The sequence below is a fragment of the Paenibacillus sp. FSL H7-0326 genome, from assembly GCF_001955535.1.
GTDB classification, from domain to species: domain Bacteria; phylum Bacillota; class Bacilli; order Paenibacillales; family Paenibacillaceae; genus Paenibacillus; species Paenibacillus shunpengii.
Genome location: NZ_MPVN01000006.1, coordinates 96,151 through 122,823 on the forward strand (window position 1 = coordinate 96,151; position 26,673 = coordinate 122,823).

The window sequence follows — 26,673 nt, forward strand, 5'->3', positions numbered from 1 at the left end:
GAGATTTGAGACTAACGTTATGAAAAATCAGCAATTTGTTGTTGTTGGGCTCGGCCGCTTCGGTTCCAGTCTGGCAATGGAACTCGTAGAGAATGGTTATGAAGTCCTGGGTATAGACCGCAATGAGGAGATCGTTAATGACATGAGTGAGTTCCTGACTCATGCGGTCGTCGCGGACGCTTCGGATGAGGATACGCTTCGTTCACTGGGCATCCGCAATTTCGACTGCGGCATCGTGGCGATTGGCGACGATATTCAGATGAGTATTTTGTCGGCCATCCTGCTGAAGGAGCTCGGTGTGAAAAAGGTCATTGCCAAAGCCATCTCGCTGCTGCATGGCAGGGCGCTGGAGAAGCTGGGCGTGGACCGGATTGTCTATCCGGAGAGAGATATGGGCAAACGGGTTGCACACCAGCTTGTCACGCCGAATCTGCTCGATTATATCGACCTGTCTGACAATTACAGCATTGTCGAAATGACAGTTCCGAGATGTCTGGATGGCAAGACGCTCTCCGAGCTGAATTCGAGAGCCAGATACAATTGCAGCATCGTTGCTCTTCAGAAGAATGAGGGCATCATTATTGCACCAACTGCACTCGATCATGTGCACACTGGAGATATCATGATTATTATCGGGACCAATGACAACATTGAGCGTTTTGACGAAGAAGTCATCAGCCAATAAGAATATTCCCTGAGCTAACCGCGCTTTGCAGCGAAAAATTCACGTATTTCGTGAATCCACTGCTTGGCTGTCGCGCTTAGCTCTTCTTTTTGTCCATAGATCATGCAGGTCGTCCGTCTTGTTTGTCGAAGCTCAGGAATATGAACCGTGACCAAGTCATTGTCTGCGAGCAGCTGCGGCCTCAAATAGGATTTGGGGAGCAGGGCGGCAAGCTTGCAGGTTGGAAGCAGACGTACAATGGCTTCAAAGGAATCGATTTCCATCCGGATATCCGGCATGACTCCTGATCTGTGGAACAGATCATCCGTTAATTTGCGATACCAGGTACCTTTGGAGAAGGTGATCATTGGCATTTTTTGAAGATCATCCATTTGGGATGCTTGTCCACTTAGAGGATGTGTGCTGGCGACAACGAGCTCCAAATGGTCGTCGAAGAGAGGAAGACAGTTTAGTCCGGGTTCGTTAATGGAAGAAGCGACGATGCCTACGTCAGCCTGCTTGTCGCGCACACTGGATACAATTTCATGGGTCTTGCCTGTAACAAGTTTGATCTCCGCATGCGGATGGTTGTCCATAAATGCTGTAATGAGCGGAGGCAGCGTCGTCTGCAGTGTCGTTAAACTGGCCCCCAGTGTGATAGCGCTGTCCGTATCGTCCTTGAATTGGGCCAGTGTTTGCAGAAATTTCAGCTGCTGCTGCTGCTGTTCAATCGCAAAATCATAAGCAAGCCTTCCGATGGAGGTCAGCTCCAATCTTTTGCCAACCCGATTAAAAAGGGTAACACCAAGTTCATCCTCCAGTTTGGCGATCTTGCGGGACAGAGCAGGCTGTGACAGGTTTAACAGCTTGGAGGCCTGGTTAAGACTGGATTGCTCAACAACAGTGGCAAATGCCTGCATTTCTTCATACATAGATGCTTCATCCTCCTATTTAGCGTTTATAAACATATATACTTATACCCTATAGTTATAACATTTAATAATTATATTGCAATTCCCTTATAAGAAAAAAAAGAGTAACATTATAGCGACACAGGTTGTTCACAAGTTAAGCAAAAACTAGAAATTTGTCGAGCCTTAGTGAACTAGCAGGTCACTGTGTGATCCAGATAATTTGAACCGGAGACTTCATGAGTCTTTCATGAACCATTCCCCTATAGGATAAATTATTTGTTTGACGGGGTGCATGATCTTTCGTTCATTTTATCTTCCAAATTCAAATATGAAAACGCTGTACATGGAAAGGGGAAAGTCAGTTTATGAAAGGTTACTATGCCCGAAAGATTCACTCGCTTCTAGGCCTCATCCCTCTGAGTGTGTTTTTTCTTATGCACATGTTCTCGAACTTTGCAGCTGTTGAAGGCGGGCCGGAGAGGTTTCAGTCTGCAGTAAATTTGATCAACAGCCTTCCGCTGCTGCTTTTGATGGAAATTTTCGTGATTTATGTCCCTATGCTGTATCACGGTGTATACGGATTGTACATTGCGTATCAGGCCCAGCCGAACGTAGGCAGGTTCAACAATGAGCGCAACTGGAGATATATGCTTCAGCGTATATCCGGCGTCATTACTTTCGTATTCGTGATCTGGCACGTTTATCAGACACGCGTTCAGGTATTCCTGGGTGAGGTGAGCCATGAGGAGCTCGGTGCGCTGATGCACAGCATTGTAACGAATCCGGTCTATTTCATTATTTATCTGATTAGTGTCGTGGCAGCTTCGTATCACTTTGCTAACGGCCTGTGGGCGTTCCTTGTTAGCTGGGGAATTACGCGCGGACCTCGTGCACAGCGCGTATCGTCGTACGTATGCATGAGCTTGTTCGCAGTCTGCTCCATTATGTTTGTTGCATCGCTATTTGCCTTCCGCTCTGTGGAATTTGATGCATCTGCTGTAATCGAAATGTTGAAAGTAACAGTCTAAGCTGTAAGAGGAGAGTGAACTAGAAATGGCTACATCCAACATTATTGTCGTGGGCGGCGGTCTTGCAGGACTTATGGCAACAACCAAGGCTGCAGAAGCAGGAGTCCACGTTCATCTATTTTCTATTGTACCTGTCAAAAGATCTCACTCCGTATGTGCCCAAGGCGGTATTAACGGCGCAGTTAACACCAAGGGGGAGGGCGATTCTCCATGGGTTCACTTCGATGATACCGTCTATGGCGGTGATTTCTTGGCGAATCAGCCTCCAGTTAAAGCGATGTGTGAAGCAGCACCAGGCATCATTCACCTGATGGACCGGATGGGCGTTATGTTTAACCGGACACCGGAAGGGCTGCTCGATTTCCGCCGTTTCGGAGGCACTAAGCATCACCGTACCGCGTTTGCAGGTGCGACAACAGGTCAGCAGCTTCTGTACGCTCTGGATGAGCAGGTACGCCGCTGGGAGACAGCAGGTCTTGTCACGAAGCATGAGCACTGGGAGTTTTTGCAGGCGGTTGTGGATGATGAAGGCGTATGCCGCGGGATTGTGGCTCAGGATCTGCGCAGTATGGAGGTCGCTACATTCGCAGCGGATGCAACGATTCTGGCAACTGGCGGTCCCGGTATTATCTTCGGTAAGACGACGAACTCGGTTATTAATACAGGTACAGCGGCGAGTGCGGTGTATCAGCAAGGTGTGACTTATGCGAACGGAGAATTCATCCAGATTCACCCGACAGCGATTCCAGGTGATGATAAGCTGAGACTGATGTCAGAATCGGCACGGGGTGAGGGTGGCCGTATTTGGACATACAAGGACGGTAAACCATGGTACTTCCTTGAAGAGAAATACCCGGCTTACGGTAACCTTGTACCCCGGGATATTGCCACACGTGAAATTTTTGATGTGTGTGTTAACCAGAAGCTCGGCGTGAATGGCGAAAATATGGTATATCTTGATTTGTCTCACAAAGATCCGAAGGAGCTCGACGTTAAGCTTGGCGGTATTATCGAGATCTATGAGAAATTCATGGGCGACGATCCGCGCAAGATTCCGATGAAGATCTTCCCTGCGGTTCACTACTCTATGGGCGGTATGTGGGTCGACTATAACCAGATGACGAACATTCCGGGATTGTTTGCAGCGGGAGAGTGTGAATACCAGTACCACGGGGCCAATCGGCTTGGCGCCAATTCTCTCGTATCGGCGATTTACGGAGGGATGGTTGCAGGTCCTAAGGCGGTTGAATATATCAAAGGTCTTAAGAAATCTGCGCAGGATGTATCCTCTTCTGTGTTCGACAGATATCAGAAGCAGCAGACCGAGAAGTACGACCGCATCACCAAAATGCAAGGCACGGAGAATGCCTATGTTATTCATAAAGAGCTCGGCGACTGGATGAAGGACAATATGACGGTTGTCCGCTACAATGATCGTCTTGAAGCGACCATCGGCAAAATTAAGGAATTAAAAGAGCGTTACAAGAACATTAACGTGAATGATACATCCAGCTGGAACAATACGAGTGCATCCTTCACAAGACAGCTGTGGAACATGCTGGAGCTGGCTGAAGCGATGACGCTGGGCGGACTGCTTCGTAATGAAAGCCGCGGGGCGCACTACAAGCCGGAGTTCCCGGATCGTGATGATGAGAACTTCCTGAAGACGAGTCTTGCAAAATGGACGCCGGATGGACCGGAAATTTCGTATGAGCCTGTTGACGTATCTCTGATTCCGCCGCGTATCCGTGACTATTCCAAGGACAAATAAGAGCAGTAAGGAATGAATTATAAACAGTAAGGAGGAACCATCATGGCAGAAACCGCTGTAAATAAACAAACCGTGAAAAGTGTGAAGTTTGTCATTACCCGCCAGGATAAACCGGACTCTCCTTCCTATATTGAGGAATTTGAGCTTCCGTACCGTCCCGGAATGAATGTTATCAGTGCGCTCATGGAAATTCAGCGCAACCCGGTGAATACTTCGGGCAAGCAGATTGCTCCGGTATGCTGGGAATCCAATTGCCTTGAGGAAGTCTGCGGAGCATGCTCGATGGTTATTAACGGGAAGCCGCGTCAAGCTTGTGCTGCACTCGTGGACCAGCTGGAGCAGCCGATCCGGCTTGAGCCAATGAAGACCTTCCCGGTAGTACGGGATCTGGTTATTGATCGCGATCGCATGTTTAAGGCACTTAAACGGGTCAAAGCATGGATTCCGATCGATGGAACCTATGACCTGGGGCCTGGTCCGCGAATGGCGGAGAAGAAGCGCCAGTGGGCTTACGAGCTGTCCAAGTGTATGACCTGTGGTGTTTGTCTTGAAGCGTGTCCTAACGTGAATGACAAGACAGACTTTATCGGTCCAGCAGCGATCTCACAAGTCCGTTTGTTCAATGCTCATCCGACAGGCGAGATGAACAAGGAAGAGAGACTCGAATCGCTCATGGAGGATGGAGGAATTGAAGGCTGCGGTAACTCGCAGAACTGTGTAAGAGCTTGTCCAAAAGGCATTCCGCTTACAACTTCCATTGCAGAGATGAACAAGGATACGACCAAGCATATGTTTAAACGCTGGCTGGGCGCATAAAGTCCCGCCTCGTAATATGATTTGCAAGAACTCCGTCTTGATGCTGAAGACGGAGTTTCTTTATATTGGCAGAGCCATGCCTGCCTTGGCTCCATACAGATACCCGGAGTGTGTTATAATCGGAACTAACTGAAGAAGGGAAGTGCAATACTTTTGACGGAACCCATAATAGACAGACCCGTGACCCGGACCGAAATTAGCGAAGGGCTCTACCAGCTGGGGCTCAGACCCGGGATGACGCTGATTGTGCATTCCTCGCTAAAGAGCTTTGGAGGATGGATTCCAGGGGGCGCTCCTTCTGTTGTCCTTGCGCTCCAGGATGTGCTGGGCCCGGAAGGTACTCTTGTCATGCCGACGCAGTCAATGGATTTAACGGACCCCTCCACTTGGATGAACCCTCCTGCAGACCCGAAGTGGTGGGAGCTTATTCGTGCTGAAATGCCGGCATATGATCCGGATATGACAGAGACTTCTGGAATGGGTGCTATTGTTGATGCATTCAGGCAGAGCGGTGCTGTACTGCGTAGTCTGCATCCGAATGTGTCCTTTGCGGCGCATGGACGGCTTGCACCCTATATTTTAGAGAACCATGCCTATGATTATCCGCTGGGCGAGTCATCACCGCTTGCCCGGCTGTACGATGCGGATGCTTATGTCTTGTTAATCGGCTGCGGACATGATCGAAATACCTCATTGCATTTGGCTGAGTACCGAACGGAATATAAAGGCAGGAAGGAAATCCAGCAGCAGGCTCCAGTCCTTGTGCAGGGCAGCAAGCAGTGGATTACTTATCGTGATTATAATATCAGCTCCGATGATTTTGATAAGCTGGGTCATGATTATGAGCAGACGGATGGCTCTATATATGCGAGAAGTCACATCAGGCAGGCCTCCTGCTTCCTGGCACCGCAGCGTGCACTCGTTGATTATGCTGCGGAGTGGCTCAGGTCAAAGAGGCAGTTATAGCATTTCATTAGAAGGGGGAAATTACGCTTGGAATTTACACCACGCCCGAATAGGGAACTGGATAATAAACCTGAACGTCCCAAGGATGGAAGTGAGACAGTTCCGGCCATTTTCCCTGGCAAACCAAAGCAGCATCATTCCCGCAGAAGCTTCTTGAAGAAGGTGATGAAGCTGGGACTTACCGCGGGTGCCGGTTTGTTTACGGGAGGGTACGCTTGGCTGTGGGAGCCGCGAAATCTCGAAGTGGAGCATGTGAACCTTACGCTCCCCCGACTTCCTCAGAGCTTTCAAGGGATGAGAGTTGCCCATTTTAGTGATATGCATCTGGGGTTTCATATGGATAAATCGGATATGGAGCGATTGGCTAAGGCGGTCAGAGAACAATCTCCGGATATCATTTGTTTTACTGGGGATATGGTAGAAGCGAAGGCCGAACCGATGGCAGAGTGTGTTCCCCTGCTCCGATCTATGCAGGCCCCACTGGGCAAGTATGCGGTGCTCGGCAATCATGATTATCGTGGACGGGAGTATAAGAAGCTGGCAAAGCTGTATCATGATGCGGGTTTTACATTACTAGTTAATGAGCATGTTACAGTCGAAAGAAATGGGGACATCATTGCCATCGCGGGCCTGGACGATGCCTTGAACGGTGTACCTGATCCGGCAGCTGCACTTGATGGTCTGGAGGCAGATATATTTACGCTTCTTCTTATGCATGAACCGGATTACGCCGATATTTCGTCTGGATACGCCTATGATCTGCAATTGTCCGGGCATAGTCACGGAGGACAGGTGAGAGCTCCTTTTATCGGCGCTCTGACGACACCGCGAGGCTCGCATAAATATATTCAAGGACTGTACTACACCGGAGAAGAGGGGGCATCCATGCCGGTGTATGTAAATCGGGGTGTGGGTATGACCCAGCTGCCCATCCGTTTCCTATGCAAGCCCGAGCTGACGATGATCCATTTGTAATCTGCACATGAATCAGTGCATAGGGACGAACAATAACAGAAAGGAAATGATGAGATGGAACGAATCGCTATAGTTTCCGATATTCATGGGAATATGACCGCATGGACAGCCGTACTGGCGGATATGCGCCACCGCGGGATTACGCGTATCTTCTGTCTTGGTGATGTGGTGGGCAAAGGACCGAATCCGGAAGCCTGCTTAGACAGTGTCCGAGCACACTGTGAAGTCGTTGTGCGGGGCAACTGGGATGAGCTTGTTGCTAAAAGGCAGGAGGGGCTTCATTTTGAGTGGCATGCAGATCGGCTTGGTCAGGAGCGCCTATCCTATTTATCCTCATTGCCCTTTAGCTGTCATTTCAGACTCAGCGGGCGTTCCATTCGATTGGTGCATGCTTCGGCCGTAAGCGTATATCATCGTGTCCAGCCTTGGGACAGCATAGAGGAGAGACTCGGTATGTTCGCGCCGATTGCTGCATCCATTGAAGAGCTGGAGCAGGACGTGCCGGATGTGGTCGGTTATGGAGATGTGCATAACGCTTATCTTCAGCATATCAGCGGCAAAGTATTATTTAATGCGGGCAGCGTAGGCAACCCGCTGGACATTCCGGAAGCTTCCTACTGTATTCTTGAAGGAACGAACCTTACGATGGGGCAATTCGGAGAGAAGTCGTCCTCGTCTGATGCAGCTTTTAATATCCAATTTATTCGTGTACCTTATCGCATTGAGGAAGAAGTTCAAATTGCCCTGAATTCGGGTGCCCCGGATATGGATCTCTACATTAATGAAATTCGCACAGGTGTTTATCGCGGTATACAAAAATAAAGATAAATGACGATAGGAGCATACGACCATGTTCACGAAGCAAGCGTTAGGACGAGGACTGCCGGTGCTGAGGACTGAGCGCTTGCTCTTCAGAGGCCTTACGCCGAGCGATGATGAGACGATATTTCGCTTTTTGAATGATGTAGAGGTCATAAAGTATTTAAATCGTGTACACTTGCCGACTAAGCTTCGGGCTAGGCGCTTGCTAAAGGAAATATGGATATCCGGAGCGAGACTTGAATCGGTTCACTATGGTATATGTCTCCTTGAAACGGACGAGCTGATCGGGGTTATCTCATTCCAGCAATGGAAGGAAGATAAGAAGGAGGCACAGATCGGGTATTTGTTTGACCGCAGGTATTGGGGTCAGGGTTATGGAACGGAGGCGGTCGGACGAATGATCCGTTTCGGCTTTGAGGAGCTTGGGCTTCAGCGAATTGAAGGCAAATGCCATGAACATAATCAGCGTTCCCAGAAGGTTCTCATTAAGAACGGAATGACGTATATGCGGACACATAAGCATTTCTCTCTGCTTCCAAAAAATGGACAGGATATACTCGTTTATGTAAAGGAACAGACATTATAATCAAAGTAGGTACACTATGAAAATAGAACAATGGTTTAGACACCCCGCAGGGATCGTCATTAGTGCAGTCGTCGCTACCATTCTGTGGGGAAGTGCGATGCCGATTATAAAGATCGGATATGAGGATTTGGGAATTGGTGCAGCAGATTACGGGGCGCAGTGGCTGTTTGCAGGTTATCGGTTTACACTGGCAGGTCTGCTGCTTATCATATTTCATTATTTTGTCACCCGAAGAACAGCAACAACAGAACATCGTAAAAAGCTTGGCAAAGCCAGATTGTCTCGTCTAGCCCTCATTCAAACCTTTCTTCAATATTTACTGCTGTACGTAGGACTCAGCTACAGCACGGGGATACAAGGGTCCATCATCGTCGGATCGACCTCCTTGTTTCAGATGCTCTCCGTACGTTTCGTAAATTCGGCAGAGCGACTGACTGTAATGAAGATTACCGGATTGCTGCTGGGATTCTTAGGTATTGCTGCTGTGGGCATTGGAAAAGGGGATCTCAGTCTCTCCTTTGGCTGGGGAGAATTGCTGCTGCTGGGCTCTGCCCTTTTTGGTGGTGTAGGTAATGTACTGGCGAAGCAGGAGAGCAGACATGAGCCTGTGTTATCTTTAACGGGAAGACAGATGGCACTTGGCGGAATCCTGCTCATAGTGGTGTCTGTACCGATGGTCGGTGCGGCTCCTTTTGCGATTAACGGCACTCTATTCATGTATTTATTGTATCTAGCCGTATTGTCGGCTGTAGGATTCGGAATCTGGAATACCATTATGAAATATAATGATGTCGGACGTGTATCGATGTATCTGTTCCTGATCCCGGTATTTGGCGTCATATTATCTTCCATTCTGCTTGGAGAGCAGATGTCAGGCTGGGTCGGTATTTCACTGTCGCTCGTTGTCAGCGGAATCTTGATTGTAAACAGGTCGGTCACGGTTAAAACGATGGTTTCAAGAGCCAAAGGGGATACACAACATTCGTAATGTAAAATAATGTACTTTGTTACACAAATGAAATATTACTGAAACTTTACTCTAACAGTGAGCGGGTAAACTTATTGACATGACCCCCTTTTTGATAATATAAATTCAATGCTGTTGGGACCCGTTTATTTTAGAAGCGGGTCCACTTTTTTTGCCTTTTTACATAAAGAAAGACCGCAGTATGCGGCCTGACAGCTATTATAGTGGCTATTATAGAGGAACAATCTGCATTTGCTTCTGTTTGTAATACACCCATTCCTTAAACCCGATGTCGATCAGCCTTGTACGGACTTCCTCCCATTCATCTCCTACACGAGACGGCTTATGCGCATCAGATCCGAACGTAACATATACACCGTAATGAAGGGCCCTCTCCAGAATTTCGTCAGCAGGATACCAGCCCCCGCATAGTTTAGTCTTTCCTGAAGTATTGATCTCAATAGCGATCTTCTCCTCAGCAATGACCTTTAGGGTCTCATCTATAGCCTTACTCGCAGGAATGTCGGCAAACGCAGGGTAATTCCCCTTCATGGCATCGATATGTCCAAGTATTTGAAACATGCCGCTTCTCGCGGATTGCCGAATCAGGTCATAGTATGCCTCTTTTACCTGTAGGCTTGTCTGATCGTCTAATCCCTTCCATCTGTTTTTGTTAAAAATACTCACACCGCCGGTGCTATGTACAGAACCGATGATATAATCGAAGGGATATTTGCTGAGCGTCTCATGATAAATATGTGCAACTTCGGGAAAGAAGTCAGATTCAATGCCGAGCAGGACATCAATTTTCCCTTCATATTCCTTCTTAATGTCCAGAACTTCCTGTACATAATGACGAAGCTCTGCTTTGGGCATCGCGATCTTCGGGAAGGGTTGTTCTTCTTCGCTGCCGAAATAGGGAGTGTGGTCAGATATGCCAATGGCGGCAAGTCCAGCGGAAATACCGGCTTCCACGTAATCGCGTATGTTCCCATCGGCGTGTCCACAGCGGAAATGATGCGTATGCAGGTCAAATTTCATTCCTGTTCCTCCTTCTTCATTATTCCGAGCTTACAAACTGAGTTTCCGGCATTCCTTTGAGATCGCTCAAAAATTGCTGCATCGCGGAATTTAAATACCGACTGGATTTATAAATGACTCCAACAGGATGGCTGACCTCGAGCTCGCTGAGCGGGATCATGACCAGCGTCCCGAGACGAAGCTCTGCGGCAATGGCCTGCTTGGAGATGACGGCTGCGCCGAGATCCAGCTCCACCATTCTTTTGACTTCTTCACTGCTGGACAATTCCATTACGATATTGGGCTCAATCCCGTGTTTATCCATGATATTATCTACAAACCGGCGGCCGACTGTATCCGGTGACAGCATGATGAGCGGCGTTGTACCCAGTGCATCAATCGTAGCATGTTTCTTCTTTGCCAGCGGATGCTTGGGGGACACAACCAATTCAAATGTGTCATAGTACAGGGTAGAGGTGCTTAAATTAGGGTTCCGTTCAATAAGATAACCGATTCCGACGTCAATCATCCCGCTCTCTACTTGCTCATAGATTTGTGAGGATGGCATGGATTGAATGCTTGTCTTAATCTGTGGAAACTGATCTTGAAAATAAGACAGAATGCGCGGCAGAATTTGAATGGCGATAGATGTGGTTGTGCCCAGTAAAATATGTCCCTGTGGGTTCTGATCAAGATCCAGGAGCTTGAGCTTCAGTTCATCCACAATTTCAAGAATCCGTTCAGCGTGGCTCAGAAATACCTTACCTCGGTCCGTTAGGGCGACCGGCTGGGATCTGTCCACAAGTACCGTCCGAAACTCATCCTCAAGGCTTTTGATCTGAGCTGAGACGGCAGGTTGTGTCAAATTAAGAAGTTCTCCGGCTTTACGGAAGCTCATCGTTTTGGAAATCGTAATCAGTGTCTCCAATTGACTGATGTTCATGACTAGCCTCCTGACTTCATAGGTTGCATAATAATTCGCTTATCGCGTTGTTTTCTAATGAAAGGAAAGTACACTATTAAATTATAGGCGATTGAAAGCGGCAGAGCAATGCAGATCGTGTCTGTGGCTTGTCCAATAGTTTATGTAAAATGCAAATTTAATTAACATATCTCATGTAAAGTTATCATATGAAATCTCAAACTATGCAAAAGTCATGCTAACTAATATTAAAAAATGAGATAAATGATGGAGGGGTTTACGAATGGATCCAAAGCAAGCACGTGCATGGGTCATGTACGACTGGGCGAATTCAGCCTTTGCAACAACCATGATTGCAGCTGTACTTCCTATCTTTTATCAAAATGTGGCGGCTGAGGGTCTGGATGATGCAATAGCTACCAGCTATTGGGCTTTCTCCCAAACGATCGCCATGATTCTTGTCGCCGTTCTCTCCCCTATATTAGGAGCAGCGGCGGATGTCGGGGGACGCAAAGGAACCTATCTAATGATTGCAGCCATAGTGGGAGCTGCCGCAAGCTCGGCAATGGCACTGACCGGAACAGGGGACTATATATTTGTATCCATCCTTTTTATTATTGCTACGCTGGGCTTTTCCGGGGGAAATACATTCTATGATTCCATGCTGAGAGATATTGCCCCGCCTCCAGAACGGGATATGCTCTCCGCACGGGGCTACATGTTTGGCTACATTGGAGGAGGGCTGCTGCTGCTTGTCCATGTCATTATGATCCAAGGCTGGGAAAGCATTGGCTTTACGTCGCAAATTCAGGCGATGCAGCTCGTGTTTCTGACCTCAGGCTTATGGTGGCTGCTGTTCGCTATTCCTCTTCTCCGGAGATTTCCACTGCGTGATAAGGGGGCTTCACGATCGGCCAGCCGTTCAGTGGGACAGACGGCGCTCCACAGTGTCAAAAGTGTGGCGAACACCCTTCTTCATGTGAAGAAGTATCCTGAATTGTTCAAATATCTCATTGCATTTTGGTTCTTTAATGATGGAATCAGCACAATTATCAGCATGGCTGCTATTTATGGTGCTGAGATCGGAATCGGTACAACCCACCTGATTACAGCACTTCTCATTACTCAATTTGTGGGTGTTCCCTTTACCTTCTTATTCGGTAAGCTGGCGGGTAAGATTGGGGCCAAGCGTTCTTTGTATCTGTCACTCTGGTTTTACGTGGTCATTGTTATTTTTGGATTCTTTATGGAATCGGCCCTCCATTTTTATATCTTGGCATTTATGGTGGGAATGGTTCAAGGGGGATCTCAGTCTTTGGCAAGGTCTATTTACAGCCGCCTGGTGCCTGCGCATAAGACATCGGAATTCTTTGGGTTCATGAGTTTGTCAGGTAAAGTATCTGCGGCACTCGGACCCGCTGTATTTGGCTTTACGGCAGCCGCTACGGGAACGAGCAGACTGGCGATTCTATCGGTGCTTATCTTTTTTGTTGCGGGTATATGGATGCTGACTCGGGTTAATTTGGCCAAAGGGGAAGCTGAAGCTTCAGAGGATTCCGAGCCGCCAATAACGAGAAACCCAGGGAAACCACCTGCGGCAACATTATAGTCCTATAGAACTAATCTTGCGTGCGGATCAAACGTGGATTAAATGCGATTTGGTATAAATATTCACTTCTTACTTGTCGATAACAATAGTTATGGGCCTTTGGCTTGAATTCGTAATGAATTTTGGTGTGGCTTCAAGTATAATATTGTTAAAATAATGGGACTTTTGATTCGTGACCATTAACCTAGTAAGGAGGCACAATCGTTGAAAGCCGAAGTAATTAATCCATTCTTGGAGTCCGCGCGGCTCGTATTTGAGCAATTGATTCAGATTTCACCTTCCGCCGGCAAGCTGGGTATTAAGCAAGTTGAATTTCTCGAGGACCACATCTGGATTCTAATCGGAATGACGGGACAATTGAACGGGAAGGTCGTGTTCGGAATACAGGAGCAGGTGGCACTGCGGATCGTCTCTGCGATGATGGGCGGATTTGTTATCTCAGAGATGGATGAGATGGGACAAAGCGCAATTTCAGAGCTTGGCAATATGATCAGCGGGAACGCAAGCACGATTCTATACAATCAGGGCATTGCCGTTGATATTACGCCGCCGCAAGTAACGAAGTCCTCTCATCCAGCGATGGAGGCGGTAACCCAGGCGCTAAGCATTCCGCTTGTGATGGACGGTATCGGAGAGCTTGATATTCAGGTGATGATTTCGTAAGAAGCTAAATAGCTTAGAATCAGCTTTGAGCAGCTTATATCTTATGATGAAACTGTAATCTTGAAACCCATTTGCAGGTACACTATGATCAGATACATAAGTGGACTGCACTCGGGAGGTAAGAAAGATGAAATTAAAGGATAAGGTAATACTCATTACAGGAGCTTCCAGCGGTATTGGCGCAATCTGTGCTCAGAAGCTAAGTGAGCAGGGCGCTCTGCCCGTGCTGCTGGCGAGGTCGGAGGACAAGCTGCAGAAGATCAGTGCCTCGATCACCGGTACACCGGACTGGTATCCGCTGGACGTAACCGATAATGTTCAGGTGGAAGCACTGATTAAGACGATGATCGACAGGTACGGTCAGATCGATGTTGTGCTTAACAATGCAGGGTACGGTCAATTCGAGATGACGAAGGACATGACTGTAGCGGCCTTTGAACAAATGATGGACGTAAATTATATGGGTATTGTACGAATGACGAAGGCTGTACTGCCCCATATGCTTGCTTCCAGACAGGGGCATATCGTTAATGTCGCATCCATGGCAGGCAAGATTGGAACAGCGAAGTCTGCATCTTATACGGCAACGAAGCATGCCGTGCTTGGCTTCAGCAATGCACTGCGTCAGGAGCTGAGAGAGACAGGGATCAAGGTAACGACGATTAATCCGGGGCCGATTGATACGCCTTTCTTTGAGACGGCAGATCCAGGCGGTAGTTACATTAGCAACCTGAAGGGCTTTATTATGCAGCCTGAATATGTAGCGGATAAGATGGTTCAGGCGATCATTAAACAGAAGGAAGAGGTTAATCTTCCGCATATCGCTGCGGCGGGAATAAAGCTATATCAGTTGTTTCCCAGGCTGGCGGACAAGCTTACGTATGGCTTGTTAAATCGTAAATAGCAATAGAGAGCTCTTGAACAGAATTGTGCTCAAGAGCTTTTTTGTGTGGTTTTTGATTCGTTTTCAATCAATTTTGGTGAGCTGGATGGATACTGCTGCAGCGTTCTTTTGTTTTTTTGGCAGCCGTAATTTGGTACGTGAACGTTTTTCGCATATAATGAACAGTAATGAACTTATAACAAAGGATGGACTTGAATGACGACAACTTTTAATTCGCTCGGGCTGAGCCCGGGTTTGATAGAACGACTTGAGGAACGGGGCATACAGACACCTTCTCCTGTACAGGAGCAGACCATTCCCGTCATTAAGGAAGGCAAGGATGTGCTTGCACGTTCCCAGACAGGAACAGGAAAGACGCTGGCTTATTTGTTGCCGGTGCTGGAGACGGTAAATACGGATGTCAAAGGTACGCAGAAGCTGATCCTCGCTCCAACACAGGAGCTGGCGATGCAGATCGTTCGCGAAGCCGAAACATACGGTGCCTACCGCGGAATTAAGACACTGGGACTTATCGGCGGTGCTGCAATCAAGCGCCAAATTGAGAAGCTGAAGGAACATCCGGAATTGGTTGTGGGTACACCGGGACGGGTGCGTGAACTTATCGAAATTCGCAAGCTGAAGATGCATCAGATTAATACGATTGTCATTGATGAAGTGGATCAAGTGTTCCAGCTTGGCGGAGCCGGAGATGTAGAGCAGATCATGCATCGTTCATTAAGGGATCGTCAGCTTGTATTCTTGTCTGCAACGGTGGATAAGGAGACCGAGCAGCTTGCCAAGCGCGAAATGAAGGATATGGTCACCATAGGCATTGAACCTGAGCAGATGACAGCGAGCGGTCTGACGCATCTCTACTTTGTAGCTGAGGAACGGGAAAAGGTGGACATGCTGCGAAGAATTGTGCGCCATTTTGACCCGACCAGAGCTATCGTGTTCGCGAATACGGCAGAAACTATTGCTGAAGTAGAAGGCAAGATGAACTTTATGGGTCTGTCTGCAGCGGCCTTATATGGAGATGCCGATAAAATGACTCGGAGTAGAGTTCTTGCGAATTTTAGAGAGGGCAAAATCAAGCTGCTGGTAGCCAGTGACGTTGCGGCGCGCGGACTGGATATTCAGGATCTTCCGCTGGTTATCAACTTTGATCCGGCCTTTGATTCAGACCACTATGTTCACCGGGCAGGAAGAACAGGACGGATGGGCAAGACGGGAACGGTGATTTCCATTGTGGGCGAGAAGGAAACATTCATTATGCGTAAATTCGCAAGAGAGCTCGGAATAGAGCTGATCGAACGGGTGCTGTACGGAGGAGAAATACAGGAACGGGACGATCAAGCGAAGCGCAGTGCATTCCGTCAAGGCACAAGATCAAGCGGATCAAGTACAGAGGCTGCTCCAAGAACGGCTTCTCCAAAAGCGGGCATCAGCCATACGCCAAGTCGTCCGAAGGACAAGCCGGCACCAGCCGGAAGACGCAAGAATGAGAAGGCGCAAGACAAGAAGAACAAAGGAGCTCCGAAATGGCTCAAGAATAAACGTAATGATAACAGCGAGTCCTAGAAGAAAGCGGGGATCACATGGAACAGACACCTATCCTGCAAATTAACGGATTAAGCGGTGGATACAGTGCAAGGAAGCCGGTGCTGCATGATATTGATATACGCGTTGCTCCTGGTGAAATGGTTGGTCTGATTGGTCTGAACGGTGCCGGGAAGAGTACGACAATGAAGCATATCTTAGGTCTGATGGTGCCTCATCAGGGAGAGGTGCTCATTGGAGGCAAACGCCGGGATGAGAATCCAGAAGCTTACCAGAGCGGCATGGCGTATGTTCCGGAATCACCAGAGCTGTTCATGGAGATGACCGTTATGGAGCATTTGGAATTTACCGCAAGGGCCTATAATGTGCCCAAGACGGAGTTCGAAGAGCGAGCCGATCATCTCCTGGACATGTTCCGTATGCGGGACAAAAAAGACAGCCTGTCTGCCCATTTATCCAAAGGGATGCGTCAAAAGGTCATGATCATGAGCGCTTTTGTGGCCAGACCACCACTTTACATTATTGATGAACCGTTTCTGGGCCTAGATCCACTGGGCATCAGATCACTGCTGGATTTCATGATGCAAATTCGCGCCTCGGGTTCTTCGATTCTGCTCAGTTCACATATCCTGTCCACGATAGAGAATTATTGCGATCGTTTCGTCATACTTCATGGCGGAAAGATTATATCACAAGGGACCTTGGAAGAGCTTCGGGCTGGGTCCGGAATGAGACAGGCGCCGCTGGAGGAAATATTCTATAAGCTCGTACAAGGCGGGGATTAGAAGATGGATTTGCAGCAGCTATGGAAATCAAGACGAGGTGCATTCTGGAGCCAAATTACTCCTTATTTAGGCTATGTATTGCAGAGCGGAGTAGCCGTCGTCCTTGGCTTTTCCCTGATCGCGTTTTCCGCATGGTACACTTCGCTTGTACAAGATGTACCGAATGGTTTTCCGATTCGGTGGGTTATGCTTGTTGTGCTCGTTGCTCCGGTCATCTTCAGCAGCTATCGGACCTATCTTCGTCAAGCCGATATTGTCTTCTTAAGACCTCAGGAATATCGGATGCATCTATATTTGAAGAACAGCTTTATTCGGGGTATCGTCTACAAAACGGTTGGACTCATCATGTTATTCATCCTCTTGTGGCCGCTTTATATTCGGAGTGAAGGAGAACCTAAGCCCTTCCTGCTGTTTCTCATCCTGCTCGTGATCTTAAAATGTATTGCCAGTTTCGGAGGCTGGTGCGAGCAGCAAATGCTATCCAAGTCGTCACGGATGGGATACCGGCTTCTGCGTTATGCCGTGATCACCTTGTCATTGTATGCATGGATATGGCATCAGGTTATACCTGGATTAATCTTTATCGCTGTACTGACTGTGCTGTATGTCGTCTCTCTTCGTCTGCCCGTACGATTGCCGGTTCATTGGGAGCATCTGATCGAGACCGAGCAGATCAGAGGAGCGAGAGTGATCAAGACATTAGGATTCTTCGTCGAAGTCCCTGCACTCAAGCAGCGTGTCCATTCCCGCCGTTTGCTTGCACCACTGGCTGAACGTATATCATGGGGGCAGGACACAGCTTTTCAATACTTAATAGCAAAGACCTTCATCCGCAGTGATCTGCTGGGAATATGTATCAGGCTTGCCATTGTAGGCGGTCTGTTCGTGTATTGGACGGGAAGCAGCCTGTGGGGAAGCGGAGTATACTTATTCTTCTTGTTCGTACTGGGAATTCAGCTGTCCGGACTACTCCGATATCACCGTGATTCCTTCTGGATCTACATCTATCCGGTAACAGCAGTGAGCCGTAGACTACAGGTACTGAAGTTTGTATATACCTTGCAGTGGGCGTTAACCATCTTGTTATGGATTCCACTGCTCGTCGGAGGGTGGGGCAGATGGGTAGAGCTGCTAATTACATTAGCTCTTGGCCTACTCATCGCCCGTATGTTCCGAAGCTCACAACTGAAGAAATGGACTAAGGAAGAGGAATTGGAATAAGTGTAAGGTGATTAGCGGAAAGGGGTCTATCAATGGATAGGCCCCTTTCCTTTATGGCCTGGTGACTTATTCGCGAGGTAAGATCAGGTATGAAATTTACCGTCCATCCAATGAGCTGCTGCTTACCTGAAATTAGTAGGAGGAGAAGGATTTAACGATGATTACGAGAAGGATAAACAATACCAGGATTGCACCAAGTTTATTGCTTCCATGGTCACCGTAAGTTCCATAATCTCCATAGCTTCTTTCATCTTTTCCAGACATATTTCCATACCCCTTTCGAGTCATTTAATGGTAAGCTTCTCTTACGAAGCGTACAACGTATCCTATGATGCAAATCCCTCTCGTGTTTGGGCAGTTGCCTTTTGAAGCATAAAAAAATGAACCCAGAAATAAAAGCCGTTTATTTTGACACACAAACAAGCCCCTCTGACTGCCTAAGGGAAGTCAGAGGGGCTCATACTTTTCTCGTGATTTGGACTTACTTGGTTCGATACTTGAATCTGAATCTAACCTTGCGTCAGATCCTGGACAGCTTGATAAATGGTGTCGAACAGTTCTTCAAGCTGATTCTCCTCCAGCGAGGAGAAGGCAATACGTAAATCATGCTCGCCGAGCGCAATGGTACCAATCTCGTATCGGTCCAGAAGATGCACTCGCAGCTCTTCAGCTTGTACCTTCGTCACCTTCAGACACATGAAGTATCCTGAATTAAAAGGATAGTATTCCCATGCTCCGTCGTATTTGCCACTGTCGAGCAGTGCTTTTACGGTATTGGCACGAGCTTTCATGATGTGGAACTTTTCTTCTTTTTGTGCTGCAAATTCAGGTGATTTCAGCGCATCCAGCACAAAGGTCTGTGAAGGATGCGGACCACTGGAGATCGTTGCACGGATAATACCCAGCGTCTTCTGTTCCAGTGCAGACAGGATGTCCTGGTTGTCATGGGCATACGTTATAAATCCGACACGGAATCCCCATACGAACTCTTCCTTCGTTGCGCCGTCAATCTTGATCGGTAGAACTCGTGGGTGTATGCCGGTCAGGCTTCCAAACAAAGATTCGTGAATGGAATCCTCGAAGAACAGACCGAAATAGGCATCATCGGTGACTACAACGACATTAATTCCTGCCTCTGCGGCTTCTTTGACAGCTGCTACAATCTCCTTGCTTTCTTCAATGCCCGGTGTGTAGCCTGTCGGATTGTTCGGGAAATTCAAGACTACAACAGCTTTGCCCTGATCCTTCTGTGCAAGGAGGGCTTCCTTCAGTCCGGTGCTGTTAAATTTCATCTGATCATTAAACAATGGATAATTGACCAGACGGGCATGTCTTCGAACTCCAAAGGTGAGTTCATAGTTCTCCCAGTTTTTGTCTGGATATATAACAGCATCTCCGTCGTCGACAAACAGGTCTGCCACAATGCTGAGACCATGGGTCAGAGCGTTCGTTGCGATGGGATTGCCAAATATTTTACCTTGTAAGGATGGCGTCTCTTCAATCATTTTGTTCCGCCATGCTACTCGTAAATCCGGTTTACCAGCCGGGGGTGCGTAAGGATACAAATCCTGTGGCTTATAGGCAGATAGTTTCTCCTGGATGACTTGCAGATGCATCGGTTTGCCGCCTTCGGTAGCAATCCCGATCGTTGCATTGTATTTCTTTGCACGGCTTGAAGCTTCAGCCGATTGACTAAGAATACCTTCCTTCGGATAATATAGCTCTTTGCCGAGCCTCGAGAGCATGTCGTACACATGATCGCTGCCCGCTTGAATACTTTCGTTCAGCTGTACAGCCAGTGGGTTCATCGATTTTCATCCTTCCAAGTCGTTGAATAAATTAGAGACCATTTACACTGCCTCATATTATAGCACCAAGCACAGCCGTCGTCACGGAAAAACAATACAAATGACCTTTACAATGCATTACCGCGTTACATTGCTGAGCTATAATGGTTGTGCAGCAAGCATGCACAAGCTGCAGCTGTAGTATGAACGGCTCCTGGAAAGAGAAAACATGGAAATATTCAGGAGTGAAAAGGGCAATATTTTCGCATCATTTCTACGGTTGCCGCATCCTTAGCCTCACCTCGCTGCTCGAGCTGCTCCTGAAGCTGCTCATGCTTGTCCTGCTGCAGGTTCTGCCCGAATTTGAACTTCGCACTCAGCGTTTCGGGAACGATCCGGACGACGGCTACAGCCTTTAATTGACCTGTATATCTTGGATCGTCGGCATCGATGGTCAGATAGCCTCCCTCCGGCTGGAGCTTCTCCATAAATCGGTTCAGAGCCCGGGCTTTTTCCTTCAAGTCGGTTACTTTTTCTGCATGACCACTGGCGGACACACTCTTGAAGAAGGCGGTAGCGGGGCAGGCCAGCAAGGGATCCTGAAAGTAGGAAGGGATCAAGGAATACTCTTCTGCCACGGTAAAGCTGACCGTGCTGTTTGCCTTAATATGCTTCATTTTCTCTCCGGCAAGACTGCCGTGAAAATAAAAACAGCCCTCATCGTAAACGAAATTAAGTGGTGTTACCCTTGGTTTGTTGTCCATACTTACGGTACCAAGAAATCCGAAGGTTTGTGTTGACAGAAATTCAGTGATCTCCTCTTCCTGTTCTATGGTAAATTCTTTTCTTCTCATGAACGTGCGCCTCCTTGCAGCGGGTTATATTGATGTTTTTCTACATATTAGTCCGTCTATTGTCATGAAAAAAGATCCAATACCATTGATTTTTTATAGTCCAATCTATAAAATGCATGTAAACTCAAACCAGAAGCAGCAGATGAACGGAGGAACGAACAACATGGAATTTATGGTCTCTTGGGATCGATATATCAAGGAATACCGTTATAAATACCATGCGCTGTACCATGCGATTCGGGATGCAATTCTGTCAGGAACGCTGCAGAGTGGAACTCAGCTGCCGGCAACTCGGCTGTTAGCTGTTCAATACGGGCTGTCTCGCGGATCTGTTGCAACCGCTTATGACATGCTGCAGGCTGATGGGTATATTCACACGGAGACCGGACGAGGGACTTATGTAGCCTTTGCCGGCATACCGGGCGAACCGCCAGAGGCATTACATAATACAAACATTCGATTATCTGCGTGGGGGAAACGCGCAGCTAAGCAGTATCAATCACTAACAGCGATCAATTCGCATCTTCTCCTGCCGGATGAGCAGCCCCGGCATAAGCAGACAGAGGAAATACGTTTTGACAGATCACATCAGCCTGATACCGATTTTCCGTATGCGGAATGGAAGAGCCTCCTATCGAGAAGCAATCAACAGGGAAAATATGAAAGTCTGTATGACCCGGCAGGCGATATACGTTTAAGAGAAGCCATAGCCGCGCATCTCGGAGCAACTCGGGGTATTATGGTCAGCGGCAAGGAAATCGTCTTGTTCAGCGGTTCGATGCAGGCTATAGCGCTTCTTACCCAAGTGATATTGGATGAGGGCGAGAAGGCAGTAGTCGAAAGTCCGGGATTCAAGGGGTTTGCCCAGGCTGTTCAGGTGTGCGGAGGCGAAGTGATTCCCTCTACCGTAGATCATCATGGAATTATTCCTGAGGATTGGGATGCACGTCTTCTGTTTGTTACGCCCAGCCGGCAGTTTCCAACGGGCGTTGTGCTCAATCTGGAGCGGAGGCTGGCTCTACTGGCTTGGGCAAGAAACAGGCAGGCAATTATTATCGAAGACAGCTATGACAGCGAATTTCGCTTTCAAGGACGTCCGATTGAGCCGCTGAAAGTACTGGATCAGGAGCAAAGAGTCGTTCATATCGGCTCTTTCTCCAAAACGATGCCAGAGGGATTTCGCCTGGGCTATGCTGTTCTGCCTCCAGCACTTGTAGCACCGGTTGTTGCTGCCAAGGCCTACTATGATCCCATATCTGCGGGTCTATATGAACAGCGGGCGCTGGCTGTCTGGATGTCTCGTGGCGGCTATGCGAAGCATATTCGAAAGCTGACTCGCAGGTATGGGGCCAAACATCAGAAATTTGCCCATTGGATCCAGCAGCATGCAGGCCACATGTTCACCGTGTTTATAGGGGATGCGGGGCTGGGTTTTTACGCGCTATGGAACGGGAACGATGAGAATTATGCTGCATTTAAAAGGGCCTGTATACGCCGAGGAGTATACTTCACTGACGGAATCCGATTCCAGCTCAATCCGTCCAGACCCTCTCTCTTTTTTAAATACGCGCATCTATCCGAGGAACAAATAAAAGAAGGCATCCTAAGGATGACATTGGCATTTGAAGATATCAAATATGGACAAGAAAAAGGAAAATAAAGTAAGTGAAATGAAACCAGTAAAGCTAATATCTCGTAATCATAGTCATTAATAAGGACTTATTTGAAAATAAATTAAAATTACGGGGGAATTCAAATGCCAGCACATGAAATTGATTATTCCATTCTCGGCTCAGAGATGCAGTGTGTAGAAATTCAGCTCGATCCGGGTGAAAGTGTAGTTGCTGAAGCAGGCAGCTTCATGATGATGGATCAGGATATTCGTATGGAAACGATCTTCGGAGACGGCAGTTCAGCGGGAAGAGGCATGATGGGTAAGCTGATGGGGGCAGGCAAACGACTCATCACAGGTGAGGGCTTATTCATGACGGTATTCACGAATGAAGGCAGGTACCGTCAAAGTGTAACCTTTGCTTCACCGTATCCAGGCAAGATCATCCCTCTCGACCTGGTTAATCTTGGCGGTAAAGTGATCTGCCAGAAGGATGCCTTTCTGTGTGCAGCCAAGGGAGTATCGGTAGGCATTGAGTTTCGTCGTAAGCTGGGTGCAGGTTTCTTTGGCGGTGAAGGCTTCATTATGCAAAAAATTGAAGGGGATGGCCTGGCCTTCGTTCATTCCGGCGGTTTAGTGATCGAAAGAACGCTCCAGCCTGGTGAAACGCTCCGTTTAGATACAGGCTGCCTTGTCGCGATGACATCCACTATTGATTATGATATTGAGTTCGTCAAGGGAGTGAAGACTGCATTATTCGGCGGTGAAGGTCTCTTCTTTGCCACTTTGCGCGGGCCGGGTAAAGTCTGGGTACAGTCTCTGCCATTCTCAAGATTGGCTGATAAAGTGCTGTCTGCAAGCATGGGAAAAAAAGAGGAAGGCAGTGTTCTTGGGGGACTCGGCAATTTACTGGATGGACGTTAAATAGTTAATTATATCTACATGATGAAGCGTTTTTCTTCCGCCTCGTTTCACGCTATAATAAGGGATAATGATCCACTTAATAAGGAGGAAGGACGACATGTTACATGCGTCACCGTCGTCTTTTGTGATTTTGCCCGCCGTCGCCAAGATTGTCTGTGAGCCAGGCTGGAAATGGCAGAAACGCGAAAAACCGATGCAAAACTACGATTTATTTTATGTGTGGAGCGGAGAAGGTACGGTCATTGTAAATGATGAGCCTTATCATGCCCAGAAGGGAAGCTGCTTCTTGTTCCGTCCTGGTGACCATACAAGCGCAACTCATAATCCGCAGAAGCCGTTTGTACTAACGTATATACATTTTGATGTCAAGGAGCCGGTTACAGAAGTACCGGGTACGTATAACCGGCTTCGAGAGACGATTGACTTTGAGCATATGCTTGCGAGATATGTGAGGTTATTTTTATCCCAAGCCTATGGACGTGAAGAAGAGAATAAGCTTATTTTGAAGCAGATGATGATTCATTTGCTGCGTCTGGAATATGAGGAGCACCCTGCAGAGAAGAAGGTTAGCAACCAGCTTGCTGAAGCGATTCAGGAGATTGCTAACTACGTGCGTCAGCATCCCGGCATTAATCATCGGGTAGAGGATCTTGCGGCGAGAGCAGGACTTTCCCCCCGTTATTTCTCCATTAAATTTAAAGAGCTGATCGGTTCATCCGTCCAGTCTTATATTATCAAGATGCGCATTGAACGTGCAGAGCACCTGCTGGTGCATGCAGGAATGAATGTAACAGAGGTGGCGGATGCCCTCGGGTATCGCGATATCTTCTTTTTCAGCAGGCAGTTCAAGCAATACACGGGGAGAAGTCCATCGGAGATCCGTTGATTCAAGAGTGTAAAATGGTGCAAATCGATAATCAAAGTTTCAAACCTCATGCTGCGGGGTATATGCATTAATGTATAACATGCAGGAGTAAGGAGGGTCTACTTTGAACGGAATTCGCAGAATTCGTAATCGCGGCTGCTTTGGCAAAGGCTGTTCTCTGTTCCGTAATCGTTTGCGCCGTAAACCGGTGGAAGACGTCTGGTTCTAGAATGGGTTGAAATGAAGTTGGACTGAATCCATATATTGACTCATCATATACAGTGGTTTTTGTATACATCCCATGAACAATCATATCGAATGATGCAAAAGCCTGAAAAGATAAAAGCAGCAGCCCTCTGGAAAATGTTCTCCGAGAGACTGCTGCTTTTTACTATCTAGATCCGCACACGATTCACTCACTGTGTCCATCTATGAAGGCCTTCTTATTTCTGCTGCCTTTGAAACAATGACTCCAAGCGAATCACCCATCCGGACATTGTCCCCTTCCGCCAGGTCTTCCCTTGGTACAAAGGTGCCGTTCTCGCACAGCAACACGACAGTAGAGCCGAATTCGAAGTAAGCGAGCTCATCCCCGCGCTGCCAAGCCTTCACTTTGTCATCCGCATATTGAATGCTGCTTACATTCATAGCACCGACTTTCACAAGCGCAATCTCGCCATGCTCATGCTTGATATATGTAATAAGCCGTTCATTCCGGCTTAATACGGTTCTCATGTGACGCAGACCAAAATCATTCACCGGATACACTTTACCGCGGATATGCTCACTCTCTACCTGTTTACCCGTAACCGGAGCGTGAATTCGATGATAATCTTTTGGACTCAGATACAGAATGACGGCCCATCCATTTTTATACTTCTCCATGTGAGGAGATTGGTTCAGTAGATCAGCAAGGGTATAATCGTGACCTTTAATATTAAGAATGGTGCCTTTGGTTATCGGGCTCATTGCTGTAATTTTGCCGTCCACCGGACTGAGCAGAGAATCTGGGTGTTCATGCAGAGGCCTCGCATGGGGCTTCAGCCTTCGCGTAAAAAAAGCGTTCAGGGAAGGGTATTCGCCTGGTTCTAGTTCGGCCTCATTAGGATCTATTTCGTAGGTTCGGATAAACCACGGAATTAGCAGCCTACTCGCACTGCTCTTGGAAAAAGTGCCGGTAAGCCGGGAGATCCATTTGCGTGAAGAAAGCTCTGTCATGAGGCGCAGCAACGGTTTCGACATGTATATCCCCCTTAGGAAACGAGCGTCTAGACCGGACAATCGTAAAGTCCGGCCACTCTGCATAATATTGACACAGAACCGGATCGAAATCAATATGACGTTCATGTAATAAGCTTGAGGTTGTTCAGAGAAGCAGCAGACGGTTTCTGATCAAGTAAATAACGTGCGTACGCCATCGGTTCACGATAACTCTGGGCCCATTCTTCCGGCATGCCAGCTTTGCGGAAGCCGTAGCGCTGATCTCTTCCATTACATTCGATCAAGTAGAGTTCACCTGCGGCCGTAATACCCAGATCTATGCCAAGATCCGCAATATGGGGCAGCTCGACAGACAGCTGGTGCGCTGCAGTCAGCGCCAAATGATGAATGCGGCTCTGGAGTTTATCGGCTGCAACATGAGGGAACGCGCTAGAAAATATGCGGTCTACCGCCATAGCAGATCCGCCGCGAGCCACATTGGTGATAAAGGCATCCTTAGAGGCAGCCAGTTTGGCGAACATCCCGGTAACTCCCCATTCCCCGGTTATTCCCCGCTGCACGGTTACACGCAGATCAAAAGGTCGGTCTTCATAAGTAGCCAAAGGTATTCGTTGCTGAATGAGGTGCTCTTTGCGAGTAAGGCGTGCCGGCAAAAAGGCTGGCAGTCTCCCTTGCTTGAATCTTATTTGTCTCCATTTGCCTGGTTTCGGATGGAAGGACAGCTGCCACAAGGCGCTTCGCTGTGTAAGCCGCATCACTCCGGATCCAATACTCCCATTGCTGGGCTTGATAATTAAATCGGAATACTTAGCCATCATCCTTGCTAAGGAGTGCTTTGTTGCTGGCTCTGTCTCGGGTAAATGAGGCACAAGCTCTGAATTTCGGGATAACAGTCTATGAATTTGAACTTTTTTATATCGATTTCTAAGGTTATAGATGAGAATTCCCTGCTGAATCAGTCCGGCCATTTTGTGGTGACTGGCTGTGGTAAAGTACATAGCCCGATTATGGATAGTATAGGGAAGCTTGATAGTGTTGAGTTTATATGTGTTCTCGGAGTGGATATAGGCTCTGCACGTTCCTGAGGGTAAATGAATATCTTCAAGCCTCATATAACAGGGAATGAGGTCGTAGGCAGCTGCTGCCAGCTCATATAATACAAGTGATTCCTGCCCTGTTCTGGCATGAGGAATTCCTCGATAGACGGAAGAGTCCAGGAGGATACCGACATATTCCAT

At 47.8% G+C, this 26,673-nt stretch carries 26 protein-coding genes; 18 read left to right on the plus strand and 8 right to left on the minus strand.

What is annotated here, in order from left to right:
• Window positions 1-19: 19 nt before the first annotated feature.
• Window positions 20-685, plus strand: coding sequence for a potassium channel family protein (locus BK126_RS24060; protein ID WP_076315044.1), 666 nt, complete (start codon window positions 20-22; stop codon window positions 683-685).
• 14 nt (window positions 686-699) lie between these two features.
• Here BK126_RS24060 and BK126_RS24065 read toward each other — a convergent pair whose 3' ends face one another.
• Window positions 700-1,596: a LysR family transcriptional regulator gene (locus BK126_RS24065; RefSeq protein WP_076315045.1), complete on the minus strand. Its 897-nt coding sequence runs from the start codon at window positions 1,594-1,596 to the stop codon at window positions 700-702.
• Between the two features lie 347 nt (window positions 1,597-1,943).
• On the opposite strand from BK126_RS24065, the gene BK126_RS24070 reads away from it, so the two are divergent.
• The 8 genes from BK126_RS24070 (at window position 1,944) to BK126_RS24105 (ending at window position 9,530) form a co-directional block, all read left to right on the plus strand.
• Entirely contained in the window at window positions 1,944-2,606 is a 663-nt protein-coding gene (locus tag BK126_RS24070) for a succinate dehydrogenase cytochrome b558 subunit (RefSeq protein ID WP_076315046.1), read from the plus strand.
• Between the two features lie 25 nt (window positions 2,607-2,631).
• Window positions 2,632-4,377, plus strand: a complete 1,746-nt coding sequence (gene sdhA / locus BK126_RS24075; protein ID WP_076315047.1) for a succinate dehydrogenase flavoprotein subunit — start codon at window positions 2,632-2,634, stop codon at window positions 4,375-4,377.
• A 42-nt stretch (window positions 4,378-4,419) separates the two neighbouring features.
• Window positions 4,420-5,193, plus strand: a complete 774-nt coding sequence (gene sdhB, locus BK126_RS24080) for a succinate dehydrogenase iron-sulfur subunit (protein WP_076315048.1) — start codon at window positions 4,420-4,422, stop codon at window positions 5,191-5,193.
• A gap of 153 nt (window positions 5,194-5,346) precedes the next feature.
• Window positions 5,347-6,159 (plus strand): AAC(3) family N-acetyltransferase, encoded by an 813-nt coding sequence (locus tag BK126_RS24085; RefSeq protein WP_076315049.1) that lies wholly within the window; start codon window positions 5,347-5,349, stop codon window positions 6,157-6,159.
• A gap of 27 nt (window positions 6,160-6,186) precedes the next feature.
• Window positions 6,187-7,134, plus strand: a complete 948-nt coding sequence (locus tag BK126_RS24090; protein WP_256703026.1) for a metallophosphoesterase — start codon at window positions 6,187-6,189, stop codon at window positions 7,132-7,134.
• A 54-nt stretch (window positions 7,135-7,188) separates the two neighbouring features.
• Window positions 7,189-7,956, plus strand: coding sequence for a metallophosphoesterase family protein (locus tag BK126_RS24095; protein WP_076315050.1), 768 nt, complete (start codon window positions 7,189-7,191; stop codon window positions 7,954-7,956).
• Between the two features lie 28 nt (window positions 7,957-7,984).
• Window positions 7,985-8,542 (plus strand): GNAT family N-acetyltransferase, encoded by a 558-nt coding sequence (locus tag BK126_RS24100; protein WP_076315051.1) that lies wholly within the window; start codon window positions 7,985-7,987, stop codon window positions 8,540-8,542.
• A gap of 16 nt (window positions 8,543-8,558) precedes the next feature.
• On the plus strand, window positions 8,559-9,530 hold the full coding sequence (locus tag BK126_RS24105; RefSeq protein WP_076315052.1) for a DMT family transporter: 972 nt from the start codon (window positions 8,559-8,561) through the stop codon (window positions 9,528-9,530).
• A 210-nt stretch (window positions 9,531-9,740) separates the two neighbouring features.
• Here BK126_RS24105 and BK126_RS24110 read toward each other — a convergent pair whose 3' ends face one another.
• Together BK126_RS24110 and BK126_RS24115 are read right to left on the minus strand one after the other, a co-directional pair.
• The gene (locus tag BK126_RS24110) at window positions 9,741-10,550 is read right to left on the minus strand and encodes a histidinol-phosphatase (RefSeq protein ID WP_076315053.1); all 810 of its coding nucleotides are present in this window, start codon (window positions 10,548-10,550) and stop codon (window positions 9,741-9,743) included.
• 19 nt (window positions 10,551-10,569) lie between these two features.
• Window positions 10,570-11,472 (minus strand): LysR family transcriptional regulator, encoded by a 903-nt coding sequence (locus BK126_RS24115; RefSeq protein ID WP_076315054.1) that lies wholly within the window; start codon window positions 11,470-11,472, stop codon window positions 10,570-10,572.
• A gap of 262 nt (window positions 11,473-11,734) precedes the next feature.
• Between BK126_RS24115 and BK126_RS24120 the strand changes: the two genes are divergently transcribed.
• From BK126_RS24120 to BK126_RS24145, 6 genes are all read left to right on the plus strand, one after another.
• On the plus strand, window positions 11,735-13,060 hold the full coding sequence (locus tag BK126_RS24120; RefSeq protein ID WP_076315055.1) for an MFS transporter: 1,326 nt from the start codon (window positions 11,735-11,737) through the stop codon (window positions 13,058-13,060).
• A 204-nt stretch (window positions 13,061-13,264) separates the two neighbouring features.
• Window positions 13,265-13,723 (plus strand): chemotaxis protein CheX, encoded by a 459-nt coding sequence (locus tag BK126_RS24125; RefSeq protein ID WP_076315056.1) that lies wholly within the window; start codon window positions 13,265-13,267, stop codon window positions 13,721-13,723.
• 127 nt (window positions 13,724-13,850) lie between these two features.
• Complete coding sequence (locus BK126_RS24130; protein WP_076315057.1) at window positions 13,851-14,627, plus strand: SDR family NAD(P)-dependent oxidoreductase; 777 nt, start codon at window positions 13,851-13,853, stop codon at window positions 14,625-14,627.
• Window positions 14,628-14,822: 195 nt separating this feature from the next.
• Window positions 14,823-16,187, plus strand: coding sequence for a DEAD/DEAH box helicase (locus BK126_RS24135; RefSeq protein WP_076315058.1), 1,365 nt, complete (start codon window positions 14,823-14,825; stop codon window positions 16,185-16,187).
• Between the two features lie 17 nt (window positions 16,188-16,204).
• The gene (locus tag BK126_RS24140) at window positions 16,205-16,951 is read left to right on the plus strand and encodes an ABC transporter ATP-binding protein (protein WP_076315059.1); all 747 of its coding nucleotides are present in this window, start codon (window positions 16,205-16,207) and stop codon (window positions 16,949-16,951) included.
• Window positions 16,952-16,954: 3 nt separating this feature from the next.
• Window positions 16,955-18,172 carry an ABC transporter permease gene (locus tag BK126_RS24145; protein ID WP_076315060.1) on the plus strand — a complete coding sequence of 406 codons (1,218 nt, stop codon included), beginning with the start codon at window positions 16,955-16,957 and terminating at the stop codon, window positions 18,170-18,172.
• 132 nt (window positions 18,173-18,304) lie between these two features.
• Here the strand turns inward: BK126_RS24145 and BK126_RS29660 are convergent, their stop codons facing one another.
• The 3 genes from BK126_RS29660 to BK126_RS24155 all read right to left on the minus strand — a co-directional run bounded on the left by BK126_RS29660 (window position 18,305) and on the right by BK126_RS24155 (window position 20,813).
• Window positions 18,305-18,436, minus strand: a complete 132-nt coding sequence (locus BK126_RS29660; protein ID WP_218145903.1) for a YjcZ family sporulation protein — start codon at window positions 18,434-18,436, stop codon at window positions 18,305-18,307.
• A 245-nt stretch (window positions 18,437-18,681) separates the two neighbouring features.
• On the minus strand, window positions 18,682-19,980 hold the full coding sequence (locus BK126_RS24150) for an aminotransferase class I/II-fold pyridoxal phosphate-dependent enzyme (protein ID WP_076315061.1): 1,299 nt from the start codon (window positions 19,978-19,980) through the stop codon (window positions 18,682-18,684).
• Between the two features lie 218 nt (window positions 19,981-20,198).
• On the minus strand, window positions 20,199-20,813 hold the full coding sequence (locus BK126_RS24155; protein WP_076315062.1) for a pyridoxamine 5'-phosphate oxidase family protein: 615 nt from the start codon (window positions 20,811-20,813) through the stop codon (window positions 20,199-20,201).
• A gap of 163 nt (window positions 20,814-20,976) precedes the next feature.
• Here BK126_RS24155 and pdxR point away from each other — a divergent pair, with 163 nt between their 5' ends.
• The 3 genes from pdxR (at window position 20,977) to BK126_RS24170 (ending at window position 24,235) form a co-directional block, all read left to right on the plus strand.
• Complete coding sequence (pdxR, locus tag BK126_RS24160; protein WP_076315063.1) at window positions 20,977-22,473, plus strand: MocR-like pyridoxine biosynthesis transcription factor PdxR; 1,497 nt, start codon at window positions 20,977-20,979, stop codon at window positions 22,471-22,473.
• 96 nt (window positions 22,474-22,569) lie between these two features.
• The gene (locus tag BK126_RS24165) at window positions 22,570-23,349 is read left to right on the plus strand and encodes a TIGR00266 family protein (RefSeq protein ID WP_047913600.1); all 780 of its coding nucleotides are present in this window, start codon (window positions 22,570-22,572) and stop codon (window positions 23,347-23,349) included.
• 97 nt (window positions 23,350-23,446) lie between these two features.
• On the plus strand, window positions 23,447-24,235 hold the full coding sequence (locus BK126_RS24170) for a helix-turn-helix domain-containing protein (protein WP_047913601.1): 789 nt from the start codon (window positions 23,447-23,449) through the stop codon (window positions 24,233-24,235).
• 408 nt (window positions 24,236-24,643) lie between these two features.
• Here the strand turns inward: BK126_RS24170 and asd are convergent, their stop codons facing one another.
• Window positions 24,644-25,456, minus strand: a complete 813-nt coding sequence (gene asd / locus BK126_RS24175; RefSeq protein ID WP_076315064.1) for an archaetidylserine decarboxylase — start codon at window positions 25,454-25,456, stop codon at window positions 24,644-24,646.
• A 101-nt stretch (window positions 25,457-25,557) separates the two neighbouring features.
• Window positions 25,558-26,673, minus strand: coding sequence for a YheC/YheD family endospore coat-associated protein (locus tag BK126_RS24180; protein ID WP_076315065.1), 1,116 nt, complete (start codon window positions 26,671-26,673; stop codon window positions 25,558-25,560).